At 61.5% G+C, this 15,662-nt stretch carries 14 protein-coding genes; 10 read left to right on the plus strand and 4 right to left on the minus strand.

The window, feature by feature from the left end:
• Positions 1 to 241 precede the first annotated feature (241 nt).
• Positions 242 to 2,146 (minus strand): prolyl oligopeptidase family serine peptidase, encoded by a 1,905-nt coding sequence (locus tag R3F07_01505; protein MEZ5275038.1) that lies wholly within the window; start codon positions 2,144 to 2,146, stop codon positions 242 to 244.
• A 103-nt stretch (positions 2,147 to 2,249) separates the two neighbouring features.
• On the opposite strand from R3F07_01505, the gene R3F07_01510 reads away from it, so the two are divergent.
• The 6 genes from R3F07_01510 to R3F07_01535 all read left to right on the plus strand — a co-directional run bounded on the left by R3F07_01510 (position 2,250) and on the right by R3F07_01535 (position 8,455).
• On the plus strand, positions 2,250 to 3,107 hold the full coding sequence (locus R3F07_01510) for a histone deacetylase (GenBank protein MEZ5275039.1): 858 nt from the start codon (positions 2,250 to 2,252) through the stop codon (positions 3,105 to 3,107).
• 86 nt (positions 3,108 to 3,193) lie between these two features.
• A complete protein-coding gene (locus R3F07_01515; protein MEZ5275040.1) occupies positions 3,194 to 4,327 on the plus strand; it encodes an HRDC domain-containing protein in 1,134 nt (377 codons plus the stop codon).
• Positions 4,328 to 4,444: 117 nt separating this feature from the next.
• Positions 4,445 to 5,182, plus strand: coding sequence for a hypothetical protein (locus R3F07_01520; protein MEZ5275041.1), 738 nt, complete (start codon positions 4,445 to 4,447; stop codon positions 5,180 to 5,182).
• Positions 5,183 to 5,295: 113 nt separating this feature from the next.
• Complete coding sequence (locus tag R3F07_01525) at positions 5,296 to 5,556, plus strand: hypothetical protein (GenBank protein MEZ5275042.1); 261 nt, start codon at positions 5,296 to 5,298, stop codon at positions 5,554 to 5,556.
• Between the two features lie 16 nt (positions 5,557 to 5,572).
• On the plus strand, positions 5,573 to 7,222 hold the full coding sequence (locus tag R3F07_01530) for a fatty acid CoA ligase family protein (protein ID MEZ5275043.1): 1,650 nt from the start codon (positions 5,573 to 5,575) through the stop codon (positions 7,220 to 7,222).
• Positions 7,223 to 7,360: 138 nt separating this feature from the next.
• Positions 7,361 to 8,455, plus strand: coding sequence for a Gfo/Idh/MocA family oxidoreductase (locus R3F07_01535; protein MEZ5275044.1), 1,095 nt, complete (start codon positions 7,361 to 7,363; stop codon positions 8,453 to 8,455).
• 81 nt (positions 8,456 to 8,536) lie between these two features.
• Here the strand turns inward: R3F07_01535 and R3F07_01540 are convergent, their stop codons facing one another.
• Positions 8,537 to 9,922 carry a hypothetical protein gene (locus tag R3F07_01540; protein ID MEZ5275045.1) on the minus strand — a complete coding sequence of 462 codons (1,386 nt, stop codon included), beginning with the start codon at positions 9,920 to 9,922 and terminating at the stop codon, positions 8,537 to 8,539.
• A 108-nt stretch (positions 9,923 to 10,030) separates the two neighbouring features.
• Here R3F07_01540 and R3F07_01545 point away from each other — a divergent pair, with 108 nt between their 5' ends.
• The gene (locus tag R3F07_01545) at positions 10,031 to 11,059 is read left to right on the plus strand and encodes an NAD-dependent epimerase/dehydratase family protein (GenBank protein ID MEZ5275046.1); all 1,029 of its coding nucleotides are present in this window, start codon (positions 10,031 to 10,033) and stop codon (positions 11,057 to 11,059) included.
• A 35-nt stretch (positions 11,060 to 11,094) separates the two neighbouring features.
• Here the strand turns inward: R3F07_01545 and rarD are convergent, their stop codons facing one another.
• Positions 11,095 to 11,997, minus strand: coding sequence for an EamA family transporter RarD (rarD, locus tag R3F07_01550; GenBank protein MEZ5275047.1), 903 nt, complete (start codon positions 11,995 to 11,997; stop codon positions 11,095 to 11,097).
• A 121-nt stretch (positions 11,998 to 12,118) separates the two neighbouring features.
• On the opposite strand from rarD, the gene R3F07_01555 reads away from it, so the two are divergent.
• Positions 12,119 to 12,496 carry a hypothetical protein gene (locus R3F07_01555; protein ID MEZ5275048.1) on the plus strand — a complete coding sequence of 126 codons (378 nt, stop codon included), beginning with the start codon at positions 12,119 to 12,121 and terminating at the stop codon, positions 12,494 to 12,496.
• Positions 12,497 to 12,572: 76 nt separating this feature from the next.
• Here the strand turns inward: R3F07_01555 and R3F07_01560 are convergent, their stop codons facing one another.
• Positions 12,573 to 13,397, minus strand: a complete 825-nt coding sequence (locus tag R3F07_01560) for an RNA methyltransferase (protein ID MEZ5275049.1) — start codon at positions 13,395 to 13,397, stop codon at positions 12,573 to 12,575.
• 88 nt (positions 13,398 to 13,485) lie between these two features.
• Here R3F07_01560 and R3F07_01565 point away from each other — a divergent pair, with 88 nt between their 5' ends.
• Together R3F07_01565 and R3F07_01570 are read left to right on the plus strand one after the other, a co-directional pair.
• Positions 13,486 to 14,727: a class I SAM-dependent RNA methyltransferase gene (locus tag R3F07_01565; GenBank protein ID MEZ5275050.1), complete on the plus strand. Its 1,242-nt coding sequence runs from the start codon at positions 13,486 to 13,488 to the stop codon at positions 14,725 to 14,727.
• Between the two features lie 126 nt (positions 14,728 to 14,853).
• Positions 14,854 to 15,639 carry a PIG-L family deacetylase gene (locus tag R3F07_01570; GenBank protein MEZ5275051.1) on the plus strand — a complete coding sequence of 262 codons (786 nt, stop codon included), beginning with the start codon at positions 14,854 to 14,856 and terminating at the stop codon, positions 15,637 to 15,639.
• Positions 15,640 to 15,662 lie beyond the last annotated feature (23 nt).

Below are 15,662 nucleotides of genomic sequence, written 5' to 3' on the forward strand. Positions count from 1 at the left end.
ACCGTAGCCTCATCCTGGACGGGAAACAGCCGTGGCGGTCGTCCAGGAGGGTTCCGCGCCTCTTTTCCGGACTCTTCTGTGTCCGGGCACGCCTATCCCGCTGAATCGGGCTTATCGTCCCGGGTCTCGCATCTGCTTTGCCTGGGTAGGTTGCTTCCCCTTGTTCCGGCGGTGACACCACCGAAAGCGTCGGGCCCGGGACGAGTGCCAAGAGTGATCGGGAGAGGAACATCGACGTTTTTCAGAGGTTCTTTTTTAGGAAGGCTTCGATCGCCCGGTAGTAGCCGAATTGGACATCCTCGTCGAAGAAACCATGGCCTTCCCAGGATTTTGAGAAGACCTCGGGCTCATTTCCGGCCTTCTTCAAGGCCGCGATCATCAATTTCGATTGCTCGGGCTTTACCCGCCGATCATCGCGGCCATAAGCAATGAAGACGGGTGCCTTGATCTGAGCGGCCCGGTAAAGTGGAGAGACCTGCTCCAGATGTTCCCGGTAGTCTTCACCCCAGATGTCTTGGTAATAGTCAAAGACGTAGTTGGAGAGATCGCCCTTCTTCTCGTCGACATGGCGGGGCCAGTCGTAGACGCCGACATTGCCGATCGCGCATTTGTAGAGGTCCGGTTTGAAGGCAACCCCGTAAAGGGCGGCATATCCTCCGAAACTCCCGCCCATGATGCCGACACGGTTGGCGTCGGTGTGCCCCTGGGCAATCGCCCAGCGGACGCCGTCCTCCAAGTCATTGTTCATCCCTTCCAGGTCACCCTTGAGTCTCTCGCTGATCGGGAAACCAAACCCGGTGGAGCCGCGGAAGTTGATCTGGAGGACCGCGTACCCCCGATTGGCGAGAAACTGAACCTCGGGATCAAATCCCCAGGTATCACGGGCCCAGGGACCGCCGTGAACCATGACAACGGTGGGATACGGCGGACTTCCGGAGATCGGCCGGGTCAGGTAGCCCCGGATACTGAGGGCATCGCGGGTGACGAATTGGATGGACTCGGTCGGGGCCATCGTCCCCGGATCGATCTGTGGCCGAGTCGGCCACAGATCGGTGATCCGACGTTGCCCATAGTCGAGCATGCGATAGATCGACGGTTGCCGGTCGCTGTAGCATTGGAAGAGGAACCGGCCGGCTTTCAGATTGGCACTGACGATCCGGTTGATGGTATCCGGATTGTGGTGATCGCAGATCGCCTGAATCTGCTGCATTTCCGGTGAGAACCAGACCGTCTTTTCGTGATCTGCCTGGTAACGGAACCCCAGGGGAACCTTCCTTTCCACATCGAGGATCACTTGAGCGGAGGTGTGCAGATCGTAATCGGGATCCTCATAGATCAACGTTCCGGGTTGTTCTCTATCGAGCTCATACCGATAGAGACCCGAATGATCCTTGCCGAAATAATGGGAGAGAAGAATGGTTTCTCCGCTCGGTCCAAAACTGAGCAGATTGACATCGTGCGGAAAGTCCAGGGAACTCCAACCATTGTGGAGTTGGGAACGGAGACGAAACTGGTATTCTCCCTTTTCGAAAGTCTGAATGAGTCGAACCCGCCCAGACAGGTCGGTCATGGTGTTCAGAGGCAGGCCGTCATTGTAAGTCCAGACGGTTTCAATCGGGTATCCGTTGACAGAATCGATTTCGACCAGAGAAGACTTGAAAGGGGTGATCTCACCATCACCAATGCGTCGGAGGACGAGGACCGAATCGCGCCCCATCAGAGGATCAACCACAATGTTGACCGCTTCAAAATCAAGTTGGTTGATGGTGTCTCTGTCACGCTGCACCGAATAAAGACCGCGGAAGTAGTACTGATAACGGCTGACCCGGTAAACGAGTCTCTCATTGCTGATCCAAGAGTATTCAGCGACTTCGTTGCCTCCTCCGTCAATCGTCCATGACTGGGTGGCGCCGGTTTCAAGATTCCGGGCGTAGAGGCACTTCTTTCCCTTCGGGTTGCGGCCAATCAAGGCGATATACTGCCCGTCCGGCGAGAGGCTGAAAGCGGCTGCCTGAGACTCTCTGAAAAGGTCCTCGACGGGAATGCGACTTCCGGAGACAGGAATCCAGCCCAACGGAAGAAGACAGCTCAGAATCAGAAGACGGCAGAGTCGGGAGGGATTGGTCGAAACGGATCGGCTTGACATCGAAGGGGGGTGCTTTCGGGCAAGCCTACCGAGTGATCTCAAGTAGGACACGTCTTTTTCTGTTCAAGGGCAGGTATTTCTGGCTCAATGCGGGTTCTCGAACATGGTCTTCTTTTATCACCCAGAGTGCGCGGGCTATGCCATGCGGGGTCATCCCGAGCGCCCGGAGCGGGTCACCCAGACGGCTTCGCTCCTCGAGGAGACGGTCAAACCGGCCGATTGGCGCCGGCCGGAACTCATCCCGGAATCGGAGTTGCTTCTGGCCCACTCAAGGCGGCATTGGGAGCGGATTCATGAAGCCCGGCCGTTCGATGCCGACACGCCTCATTACGAGGGCATCGCCGATATTGCCCGGCGTTCGGCCGGTGCCGCGGTATCGGCCATGCGCACCGCCCTGGCCGGTAACCTTGTCTTCTCGCTGATGCGCCCCCCGGGACACCATGCGACGGGGGATCAGGCCATGGGATTCTGTTACCTGAGCAACGTGGCCATCGCGGCCCTCGTCGCCCGGGCCGAAGGGGTGGGGCGGGTGGCCATCTGGGATTTTGACGCCCATCACGGGAATGGAACCGAGGCCATCGTGCAGGGTGTCGAAGGGATCCGCTTCGCTTCGGTCCATCAGCTTCCGGGCTATCCGGGAACCGGCGCGGAAACATTTGCCAACTGTTTCAACTTCCCGGTGGCGCCGGAGACTCCCGCCACGACGCATATGGCGATTCTCAGGAAATCGTGGGAGGCGGTTCTTGCCTTCGAGCCGGATCTTCTGCTGGTATCGGCCGGATTTGATGCCTACCGCAACGATCCCATCACTCAGATGACTCTGGATAAGAACGACTTCGGTATCCTGGGCCAATGGTTGGCCGAGGCCCATCTGCCAACCGCGGCCATCCTCGAGGGAGGCTACAGCTCCGAACTCCCCCTCCTTATTTCGGAGTTTCTGGAAGGGTGGATCCACGGATGATCCGCCGGTTCTTCCGAGCGCTAAATGCAGCATTGGCAAATCAGTCGGGATCTGGACATATAGCCGACGTGTCTCCGACTGCGTCCATGCCCGACTTCGTCTTCATCGATCAACAGGCCGATCTCAAGGTTCTCCTGAATGACCTCGCCAAGGTCCGGGAAGTCCCGATCGATACGGAAGCGGACAATCTTCATCACTACGAAACCCGCGTCTGCCTGATTCAGCTACGGGCCGGCGACAACGATTACCTGGTCGATCCGCTCTCAGGCATCGACCTCCATCCTCTCTGGACGGCCCTGAAGGACAAGGTCCTCATCATGCACGGGAGCGATTTTGATCTCCGTCTCCTTTGGGAACTGGATCGGTTTCAGCCGGCCCAGGTCTTCGATACCATGCTGGCGGCCCAGTTGATCGGGATGAAGCGGATCGGGCTCTCCTCGCTTCTTGAGGAATGCCTGGGTGTGCACCACCCGAAAGACAGCCAGAAAAGCGATTGGTCGAAACGACCGCTGACCGACAAAATGCTCAGCTACGCGGTCGGCGATGTCGCTCACCTGCCGGCTCTGAAGAAGATCATCGAAGACCGGTTGCGCCAGCTTGGTCGGCTGGATTGGCATCGGCAGAAATGTGATTGGCAGATCGAGGCCGCCAAGTCCGGATTTCCGAAGCAGGATGAGTTTGCCTGGAAGGTGGGCCCCCACCATCGGCTGCCGCCGAAGGCCCTGGTGGCCCTGTATGAACTCTGGCATTGGCGGGATGGAGAGGCGCGGCGTCTGGATCGTCCTCCGTTCAAGGTCATGAGCAACGATTACCTGATCAAGCTCTCCAACGCGGTGGCGGATGGCACCATCGGCAAGGTCTACGAGGGACTTCCTGCTGGTTTCAAACGTGGTCGGGCCAAGGGTCTGAAAGAAGCCCTGAAGCGCGGTGAACGCCGCGACCCCAAGTCCCTCCCGCGCCGTCCCCGCAATTCCAGCGACCGACAGCCGCTCTCCCATGAGGAGCTGCGCCGGCAGGACGCCCTGAAGGCCTGCCGCGACAAGGAAGCGAACCGGATCGGGATCGATCCCACCCTGATCGCGAGTCGTTTTCAGCTGGCCCAGCTGGCCCGGGACCCCGGTTCCACCTCCGGAGTGCTTCTGGGATGGCAGGCAGATCTCCTTAAGCCTGCGCTGGATGCTCTTCTCGCCGAGGTGGGCAGTGCGGAGCTGGAGTCGTAGGCTCTGAGAGGTCCGGACCCGGACTCGCGGTCCGCCGGACCAGTCCGATGGAACTTGGGTTGCCTTCGGCCGGTCGATGAGTATGCGTCTTATTCCCAGCCCGTTGCTGTCTGCGTGATGATCTCATCCTTCCTGCGCTTCGCTCTCCCCATCTTCGTCCTCCTCATGGGGCGGAACGTGGCGGACGCGGGAATCGCGGAGGATCTCGTTGTCCTTCACCTTGATGCCATCGGTGGGCGCGCGGTAGTGGATGATCTCAAGGCGGTTCACAAGAAGGGATACAACCAGTTCGGGGAACGCCGGATTCCCATCGAGATCTGGAGCGCCTATCCCGACCTCATTCGAATCGAGACCCGCCTGAGCGAGACGACCACCCTCATACAGGGGTTCAACGGGCATGAGGCCTGGCAGGTGCGCGTCGTCGATGGACAGGTCCGGCCCGAATCGATGTCGCCCGACGAGGAACGGCAGTTTGTGGATGAGGCCTGGTTTCGGGGACCCCTCGTGGATGCCGAGTTGCGGGGCTTCGAGCTCGACTACAGCGGGATCTCCACCATCGGCCAGGACCGGGGTTTTCTCATCCGGGTCAATCGGAACGGCGAATTGTGGTGTGAGGTTCTCCTCGCTGACGATACCTACCAGATCGCCGCCAAGCGGCTCGAACCGGTCATCCGGGGACGAAAAGTCAAGGTTCTCCAGCAATACAGCGATTTCCAGCCGGTGGCCGGCGTCTGGTTGCCCCACAGGGTTGAGATGGTCCAGGATGAACACCTCTCGGTCATCACTGTCTATGAGTCGATGGACGGGAACCCCGAACTGGGCGAGGGATTCTTTGAAGCCCCCGGGAAGCGTTGAACCGCTTCTCTTCCGGGTCTTTCAGACCAAAAATGGGGCTTGATCGGTCCGGGCATTCGGGTTGATCTATGAAGGTGGTTTCTGTGGTAGAAACCCTCCTGCACCCTGTCGCCATGAAGATCTTCCGTGCCCTCTCTCTCCTCCTGCTCACCACAACCTTCGCCTGGATCGGGAGCGGATGTACGACCCATACGGCAAATGGCAAGTCGTCCACGATCCTGCTCGGCGGTCTCTATGAATCGAGGGAAGGGGCATTCGAGAAGCAATCCCACAATTCGTTCCCGATCAACGGTGAGCGTGAGTCACCGTCCAGCCGGTTGACCGGGAACAAGGTTTCCATCCTGTGGGGACTGGTTACCTACGTCGATCAGTAGGCCGGCTACGGATCCTATGGTCGTCGGCAGACCCGCCAATGTGGCGCGGTATCTCCCGGATGGTGCGGTCCGTCAGCCCCACTCTCCGGCCTTGCTCGTTCCCAGGGGACGCCGGCCGGACGGGTCGATTCATTACCTGGCCCTCACCCGAGCCGAGCTGAACGCGGAGGCCGATGCCTGGGCCCAGCGCCTGACTGAGGCCGGGGTCCGACCCGGCATGCGGATCCTTCTCATGGTAAGGCCGGGACTTTCCCTGATTTCGATCTGCTTCGCCCTTTTCAAGGCGGGCGCCGTCCCGGTGGTCATCGATCCGGGGATGGGGCTGCAGGGCTTTCTCCGCTGTGTCGAACGTTCGCAACCAGAGGCGGTCGTCGGGACCACTCTCGCGATCGTCGTCTCGCGGGTTTTTGCCCGAATGTTCCGTTCCGTGAAGATTCGTTCCCGGGTCGGGCACGACCAGCCGATCGCCGGTCGGGAGCCGCTGTCACCGTTTCCCATTGCCCCGACGACCGATCGGGACCTGGCGGCGGTGCTCTTCACTTCGGGCTCCACCGGTCCGGCCAAGGGGGTCTGCTATGAGCACGGCATGTTTGAGGCCCAGGTCACCGCCGTCCGCGAAACCTACGGCATTTGCCCGGGAGAGATCGATCTTCCCATGCTCCCCATCTTTGCCCTTTTCAACCCGGCGCTGGAAATGACCACCGTCGTCCCGGAGATCAATCCAAGCCGGCCGGCCACGGTCGATCCGGCGGCGATCGTGCAGGCGATCCGCCAATGCGCGGTCACCAACAGTTTCGGGTCCCCGGTCCTCTGGAAGAAGATCGCCGATCACTGCATCCGGATGGGCGAAACCCTGCCCTCCCTGAAACGGATTCTCATGGCCGGGGCCCCCGTACCGCCCGATCTGATGCGGGATTTTCGCAAGATCGCCCCCAACGGGCATACCCACTCGCCTTACGGCGCGACCGAGGTGCTGCCGGTCGCCAGCATCCGGGACACCGCTGTCCTGGAGGAGACCGCAGCGCGCACCCGGTCCGGCGCAGGCACTTGTGTGGGTCGGCCACTGCCCGGAGTCGAGGTCAGGATCATCCGGTCGACTCCCACCGTGCTGGCGTCCATCGACGACGTCGTCAGCCTGCCGGCCGGAGAGATCGGCGAGATTCTCGTGACCGGGCCGACCGTCACCCGCAGTTATGACCATCTGCCCGAGGCCACCGCCCGGGCCAAGGTTCGGGACGGGGACCGCGTCTGGCATCGGATGGGTGACCTCGGGTATCTCGATACCGAGGGCCGACTCTGGTTCTGCGGTCGTCAGGCCGAAGCCGTCCAGACCGTGGACGCGATCTTCCATACCGATTGCTGTGAAGCGGTCTTCAACGCACATCGCGAGGTCCGGCGCACCGCCCTGATCGGATGGAAGGACAAAGGCTCAGTCGTCCCGGCCATCGTGATTGAGCCCGTTCGGGGCACGGTGATCGGAAACCGTCGCGCCGAGCAACGCCTGGTCGAAGAGCTTGCCGAACTGGGCCGGTCCCAAACCCATACCGCCTCGATCCGCCGTTTCTTCTTCCACCCGGGATTTCCGGTCGACGTCAGGCATAACGCCAAGATCCACCGGCTCCAACTGGCCTCCCATTTCGCAGGGAAGAAACCGATGGAGGCGTGATCCGGATCGCCTCGCTGGCTCATCCGGACGTTCCTCTTTTCCATTCTCCAGACCCGGAAGAGCCCGATCAAGGCGCTCAACGGGTTAAGGGGACAAAGGGTTTGACGAGAGTGTTTGATTCCCAACTGACTGACGATCATGCATTCCAGGGTGAAAGTCGGACTCGTCGGGTGCGGAGCGATCGCCCCGGCCTATATGGAGAATCTCGGTGGGAACCTTTCATCGGGTTTGGAGGTGGTGGCCTGTTCGGACCTGAATCACGAGCTGGCGGTCAAGCTGGCCGAGAAATACGGGATTGCGAAAGCCTGCCCGACCGAAGTCCTCCTGGCCGATCCGGAGATCGACCTGGTCCTCAATCTCACCCCCGCCCCGGCTCATCTGGCGGTCAGCACGATGATTCTGCAGGCGGGAAAACACCTCTTTTCGGAAAAGCCGCTCTGTTTGGATCTCGGCGATGCGGCCCGCCTCCTTGACCTGGCCCGAAGCCGCGGCCTCTCGGTTGGGGGAGCGGCCGATACCTTCCTCGGCGCGGGACTGCAAATGGCCCGGCGGCTGATTGAAGACGGGCGTATTGGTGAACCGGTCGCCTGCACCACCCTGGTATCCATTCCGATGAGACAGAATCGGCGCTACCATCAGGTCTTCAAGGGAACCGTTCTCGATCTCGGGCCCTATTATGTGACCGCGCTGGTCCATCTCTTTGGTCCCGTCCGGCGCGTCGTCGGGCTCGCGCCGGTGCGTTCGCCGACAAAAATCGATGCGGCCTCGGGAGAGACTTTTGAACTGGAACGCGCTTCCACCGCCGCCGCAGTCCTGGAATTCGAGTCGGGGGTGACCTCGACCTTTCTCGCCTCGGAGGACGTGCATGGCTACTTTCCCCGGGTCGAGGTCTTTGCCACGACGGGTCGAATGACCTTGAGCGATGCCAATGCCTATTCCGGACCAATCAAGGTGGAGACCCACTCGGGGTCGGAAACCATTGAACCAGGACCCGGAGATGGTTATGTCTCGCCCAAGCGGGGCCTAGGAGTGGCCGAGATGGCCGCCGCCTTGAAGGCCGGTCGGGAACCCCTCGCCAACGGGGATCTTATGCTCCACACCCTCGAAATCCTTCTCGCCATTCACCGGGCCTCGGAAACTCGCACCTGTACGGAGATCGCCAGCCGCGCGAAGCAACCTCGTCTCTTGGCGCAAGGGGAGATTGTCGTTGTGCCCGCCGGGCCGGATCAGTGAGGCAAAGCCTCGTTGAAAGGCAGACCTGGGATTCGGATCAGGCCTGTCTGAATTGGTTCGGTGCCGGGCGAGCCGGCCCTTTCAGCCCCGGGGTTTCGGAAGGGCAATCCGGGGTGGAAAGGGCAAACCCTGCAATTTCTCCATCAAAGCGCGGGTTCGGCCTTCGTGACGGGTGGATGATTCGGTCACCCACTTCTTGAAGCCGGGATTGGTCCTCAGCGCCTCCGAGGTTCGGCTTCCTGCTTGATTGATGGCGTCGACGGAACCGGTAATGCCGCCGGCAAGGTGACCGCCGCTGCCGGTCGTCATGCTGTCGAAGCCCGCTTTGCTCTTCTCCCTGTTGGCCGAGACCAGGCCGGTCGCCATCTGACCGGCGCCCTTGATCAATGAACCGGTCGCATGGACGGCACCCTTGGCCATTGAGGTCGCCGTGCCAACCGCTCCGACCAGCACCTCCCTGCCTGAGGTCAAGGTGGAGTTCAAGAGTCGGCCGATACCTCCCGTCATTCGTGTGGCGACGCTGGCCAGGACTTCGGGCAACTCAAACACGGGCGCATCGATCGGGCCCTGGACCCGGAATGGATAGGCACTCCTGTTCGAGGTGGTGACCGTTCCGGTCACCTGAATAACCCCTGCGGATGTGGCGAAGTCCACATCGAGATCGAAGCCTTCCCCGCCCAACAGTTTGTCGGTGTTGTCGGGAATGGCCGGCACAAACGTTTCATAGAGGCACCCCGTGATCCGAACGGCTCCCAGTAGGACGGGGATCCCGGTGGCCAACGGGCCGAAACGTGAGGCAACCGCGATCCGTGCACCTTCGACCTCCGGTTGGACGATCTCGCAGTGAATCTCCAGAGACCCGATCGAGTTGTCGGGATAGGGACCGACGATGAGATCGTTGATCTCAAGCGTCCCCCGGTCAATGGTCAGCAGGAAATCGGGAACTCCAAGCGAACGATCCCGGCGGACAATGCTGATGCCGTCCGCCTCAATCCGGTCAACCTTCATGGCAAATGGGTTGGCCGGTTCTTCCGGCGTGGCGGGCGAGACCGGATCCGATGTCTTCTTTCTTTTGGCGGTGAGCGACTCGATCCAGACGCTGAGGTTTGTCCGACCGTCTGCCAGAGTCGTGACGTCGACGGTGAGGTCGTTCACCCGCAGTTCCTTCAAGTGGCGATCGGGAAAGATGGCGCCCCTCCAGCCGGCGATGTCGATCCGGGCCACCGAAACCATCGGCTCGGCGCCGAATCCATCGGGTTGACCCAAGCGAAGACCGGTCACTGAACAGGTGTCTCCAGATACGGAAAGATCCAGGGCACCGATCTGCACGGGAACCTTCAGCTGTTGCTCAAGGACCTTCGAGACGATCCACTCCGCGTTGGCGCGGAGAGCCAGAAAACCGGCCAGAAGCAGCATCAGGACAGATGCCCCACCGATCAGTAACCATCTGGTCCTCCTCGGTTTCATGGCTTTCGGTATCCGGCCAAATGTCGGCCTGATTCCCGCCACTGGCAAGCGCATGGAGAGTCTCATCCGGGGTTGCGAAGCGATGCGCCGCAACCATGCTGGCCGCCAATGCCGGATCCTTCACCACCTTTCGACAGCACTGTCCTCGTGACGGGTGCCAGCGGTTTTGTCGGCGGCGCTCTGGCCAATCGACTCCTCGACCAGGGACGAAAGGTCCGGGTCGTCTGCCGTTCACCGGTCCCGGCATTGCAGGCAAGGGGTGCCGAATGGGTGCGGGCGGATCTGGCTGATCCGGCTGCGATTCGCGGATCCTGCCAGGGGATGGGGACGGTCTTTCATGTCGGGGCCAAGGTGGGGATCTGGGGCCGGTTGGCCGATTTCCAGTCGATCAATGTCGAAGGAACCCAGGCCCTGATCAATGGATGTCGGGATTTCGAGGTGCCGCGCCTCGTCTTCACCAGTTCGCCCAGTGTCGTCTTCAACGGTCAACCGTTGCAGGGTGCCGACGAGTCGCTCCCCTATGGTAGGAGGATTCCCGCCCACTACGCCGCGACCAAGGCCCTCGCCGAAGCAGCTGTCCTCAAAGCGGACGACCCGGGCGGATTGCGGACCATCGCCCTCCGACCGCACCTGGTCTGGGGTCCCGGTGACACCAATCTTGTTCCAAGAGTGATCGAGAGAGCCCGGGCGGGTCGGCTCCGCATCGTTGGAGATGGGAAGAATCGGGTTGATCTGACCCATATCAACAACGTGGTTGAGGCCCACCTTCAGGCGGAACGTCGCCTCTTCGAAACTCCGGACCGTGTCGGGGGCCGTGCCTACTTTATCACCAATGATGAACCGGTCGTCCTCTGGGACTGGATCAGTCAATTGCTCGAACAGTTGAACATCCCCCCGATCCGCAAACAGATCAGCTACCGATCCGCCCGTCGCCTCGGAGCGGCCTGCGAAGGCCTCTGGTCGACCCTCCGATTGCCCGGTGAACCGCCCATGACCCGTTTCGTTGCTTCCGAACTGGCCAAAGACCATTGGTTCTCCATCGGACGTGCCCGGGCCGATCTGGGATACGTTCCGGGCGTCTCGATGGCGGAGGGACTGGAGCAATTGCTCGTCAATCTCTCGAACCGGTCCCTTTGACCCGACCCGCCGGAAGCTTGACCGGGAGACTTCGCCTACTCCGGCACAACCGGAATCGGCCTCCTCCGCTCGAACCAGAGGCCGTTCCACGAGTAAATGGCGAGGGCGGTCCAGATGAAGACGAAGCCTGCCAGCTGTGTCATGGTGAACGGTTCGTGATAGATCCACAGGCCGATGACGAATTTTACCGTGGGCGCGAGATACTGAAACAGGCCGATCGAGGTCAGGGTGATCCGCCCGGAACAGTAGCCGAAGAGGACGAGCGGGATCGCCGTGATCACCCCCGTGCCGACCAGAAGGAGGTCCACCCGGGTCGATTCGTGCAGGAATACGCCTTCGCCGCGGACCTGAAGAATGAGCAGCCCGATGAAGGCAATCGGCAGGAGGGCATTCATCTCGATCGCCGCCCCGCTGAGGGCACCGACCGACGCCCGCTTCCGAAGCAATCCGTAGAAGCCAAAGGAAAAGGCGATGACCAGCGGGACCCAGGGCAGGCCACCCGTCTGGAAGGCGAAGAAACCCACTCCGATCACCGCAAAGCCGACCGCGATCCATTGAGGGAGGTTCAACCGTTCCTTCAGGAAGATCATCCCGAGAGCCACATTGACAAGGGGGACCAGGAAATAGCCGAGGCTGGCCTCGAGAATCCGTTCATGAAAGACCGCCCAGACATAGGTCAGCCAGTTGGTCGCCAACAGGACGGCACGGATCGCGTGGGAGGCGAAAATCGGAGCGGACCGGAATTCCGCCCGGAGCAGCCCGAGCCGGCCGGTTGACGCCAGGATTCCCGTCAACAGGAGCGCCGTCCAGAACCAGCGGTGGGCAATCACCTCAAACGCCGGTTCGGCCGCCAGTTGCTTCCAGTAGATGGGCAGAAATCCCCAGAGCAGAAAAGCCGAAGCGGCCGCAACCCCCCCTTTGACATTCTCAGGACGCATCAATCCCGCGCACTCTGATTCCCCCGCATCTCCCAAGCAAGCCGGATGGCACAACCCGACCGTTTGTAACATAATGCGTTACAAACCAGCCCCGGCGGTTTAGGTATCAGGAATGCCGGATATGATTCCTCTCCCTGCCAGGTTCACCCTCTACTCCGATCTCATCGAAATGCTGGCCGAGGCGGCCGTTGACCACGCAAAGCGAGTCGCCGCCAACCGGAAGTTTGCCCGTAGGAAAGGGATCGGAGACGCGCGGAAACCGGGACCGGATACGCCCTTGTGGAATGCCCTCGTCCTGTGGGTTCAGCCCCATCTGGCCAAGCGCGGTGCCAAGAGCAATCTGGCCCGGGTTCTGGGTCTGCCCCGCCAACGGATCTATGACTATTTCACCCGCCGGACGATGATGCCGGACAGTGAAGGCATCCTCCACATCCTGCTGTGGCTGGCCGCTCAGGAGTCGACCCTCAAGCCCGGACGACATGCCCAACCAGTGAGCTGAACCGGTCGGCGGGACCCGAACGCCGACGGATCCCTGCGGGTTTGTAACGTATTATGTTACAAACCCGCAGGGAAGATCAGGTGGAGGGAGCGGCGGTGCGTTGGCGGACAGCTTCGAAGAGGGTGATGAGGGTGGCCATGGCGACGTTGAGGGAGTCGGCCTGGCCGGCCATGGGGATTCGCAACGGAAGATCGCAGGCTTCGAGCCAGGTTCTGCTGAGTCCGAATTGTTCACTGCCCATGACGACGGCGAGGGGTCCGGTCAGATCGGCTGCGGTGTAGAGGGTATCGGTATGGGGCGTGGTCGCCGCGGTCCGGATGCCCCGGCTCCGGAGCCAGGCGATGACTTCCTCGGACGAGGCCACAGCGACGTCGACCGCGAAGAGGACGCCGGTCGAGGACCGCACGACATTGGGGTTGAAGAGGTCGGTCACGGGATCGCAGACGATGACGGCGTCCACCCCGGCGGCATCGGCGCTGCGCAGGATGGTGCCCAGGTTTCCCGGTTTTTCGATCGATTCAACGACGAGAAGGAAGGGCGGCCGGCCCAATTCGAGATCGTCGAGGGCGTTCTGCCATTGGTCCACGATGGCGAGAAGGCCTTCCGGGCGGTCGCGGTAGGCGACCTTGGCAAAGACGGGCCTGGTCAGTTCAAAGAGGCGGGCCCCGGCGGTTTCCGCCGCTTGGATCAGTTCACGTTCGTTGGTGCCGAGAAACCATTCGGGTGCGTAATAGAGCTCCCGGATGGGCACCTTCTTCTCCAGCGCCCGGCTGATGGCCCGGTAGCCTTCGACCGGGAAGACCCTTTGTTCGTCACGGGGACGACGATCCCGCAGCCGGACCAGATTCTTGATCCGCGGATTCTGCAGACTGGTGATGATCTCGACCGCCATGCCGGTCATGGTGGAGGCCGTGGCGCGGAAGGAAAGACCGAATCGTTGTGGCTGTCCGGAAGATTGACCCCGGGCGTCGGCGCGTTCTTCTGGGAGGGTGCGCCGCCGTAAACCCTTCAATGCCTTCCCTTTCGATTACCATGCGGAGATCGAAGTGGAAATCCGGAGTCTGACCAATGAAGGCCAGGGCCTCGGGCGGATTCAGTTGCCCGGAAACGAACCGGAACGGGCGGGGTGGGTCGTCCTGGTGCCCTTCGCCTTGCCGGGCGACCGGGTAAGGGCGCGGGTCTGGCGCAACCAGAAGAATTTCTCCGAGGCCGACCTGATCGAGGTTCTGGAACCTTCGGTCAACCGGATCGAGCCGCCCTGCCCGGTCTTCGGGAGGTGTGGCGGTTGTCAGTACCAGAATCTCGAATACTCAAGCCAGCTTGAATGGAAACGCCGACAGGTGGGCGAGTTGCTCCGACATCTGGCCCGGATCGAGGTGGAGGTGGATCCGGTCATCCCCTCGCCGAAAGCCTACGGTTACCGGTCGAAGATCACCCCGCATTTCGAGCGTCCGAAGCCGGGCGAGGAACTGGCCATCGGTTTTCGGCCCGAGGGCCATTTCCGAGGGGTGGTCGACGTATCGCGGTGCCTCCTGGCGACGGACGCGATCAATGAACGGTTGGTGACACTCCGGCAGGAAGTGGAGGCTCAGCGGGAAAGCTATGCCCGCGGGGCCACCCTGCTACTTCGGGATGCCCGGGAAGGCGTGACCACGGACCCCAAGGCGATCATCCACGAGAAGATCGGCGATCTGATCCTGCATTTTCCGGCCGGGGAGTTTTTTCAGAACAATCCTTTCATCCTGGAGGCGTTCACCGCCCATGTCCGTTCGGAGGCGGCCGCGGGCGGCCGACGCTGCCTGATCGACGCGTATTGCGGGAGCGGGCTGTTCTGCCTGACCGCGGCCCGGTCTTTTGAGCAGGCGACCGGCATCGAAATCAGTGAACTCTCGATCCGTTGGGCCCGGGAGAATGCCGAGGCCAACGGAATCACCAATTGCCATTTCGAAGTCGGGGATGCGGCCGGGATTTTTGGCACGGTGACCTATCCCCCCGGGGAAACCACGGTGGTCATTGATCCGCCTCGGAAGGGCTCGACTCCGGAGTTTCTGGAGCAGTTGATCGCCTACGGTCCGGGAACGGTGGTGTATGTTTCCTGCAATCCGGCCACCCAGGCCCGGGATCTGGTCCGGCTTCATCAGGCGGGTTACGGGGTCGAACGAGTTCAGCCCTTTGATCTGTTCCCTCAGACCCGGCATCTCGAGTGTGTCGTCACCCTCCGACGACGATAGCCAGAGAGGGGCATGGATGGATCGAGGCGGGATGCATTCGGGCCTTCGGGACTGCCTTCGACCCATCACGGGTATTGTCTTTGCGCGGACGATCGACCAAGGTCGGATCCGTGGCCCCGTTGACCGATGCCTTCCTGCCTAGCCATTTTCGCCCATCCCGATGACCTGGAATTCGTGGGTGCCGGCACCTTGCTTCTTCTGGGTGAGGCGGGGTGGGATCTTCACGTCACCCACCTCTGCAATGGCAACTGCGGTTCCATCGAACGTGACGCGGAAACCATAGCGGGGATTCGGCTGGCTGAGGCCAAGGCCGCTGCCCGCCTGCTGGGGGCCCGACATTATCCTCCGATTGCGAACGACCTGGAACTCGCCTACACGACACCGATGCTCCGCCGGGTGGCTTCGATTGTCCGGGAGGCTAGCGCCGACATTGTCCTGACTCATGCCCCATCCGACTATATGGAGGACCATATGATGGCGTGTCGGTTGGCGGTCTCGGCGGCGTTCGCGCGCGGCGCGCCCAACTTCGAGACGGATCCCCCGAGGGCGGGTTACACCCATGACGTCACCATCTACCACGCGATGCCGCACGGCCTGAGGGATCCGTTGAGGAAACGGGTGGTGGCGGAGGCGTATGTGGACACGACCTCGGTGCAGGAAAGGAAGGCGGAAGCGCTGGCGTTGCACCGGAGCCAGCGGGAGTGGCTGGATGTTTCCCAGGGGATGGACTCCTACGTGGAATCGATGCACGAGATGGCCCGCGAAGTCGGTCGGATGTCCGGCAGTTTTGCCTATGCGGAAGGATGGCGCCGCCATCTTCACCTGGGTTTCAGCGCCAGGGAGATCGATCCGCTGCGGACGATCCTGGGGGAACGTTACCGGATCAACCCGGCTTATGAAGCGGCGCTCTGAGGCGGGCGCCCGGTAGCAGAAAA

This window comes from Opitutaceae bacterium (genome assembly GCA_041395105.1).
In the GTDB taxonomy this organism is placed as follows: Bacteria; Verrucomicrobiota; Verrucomicrobiia; order Opitutales; family Opitutaceae; genus B12-G4.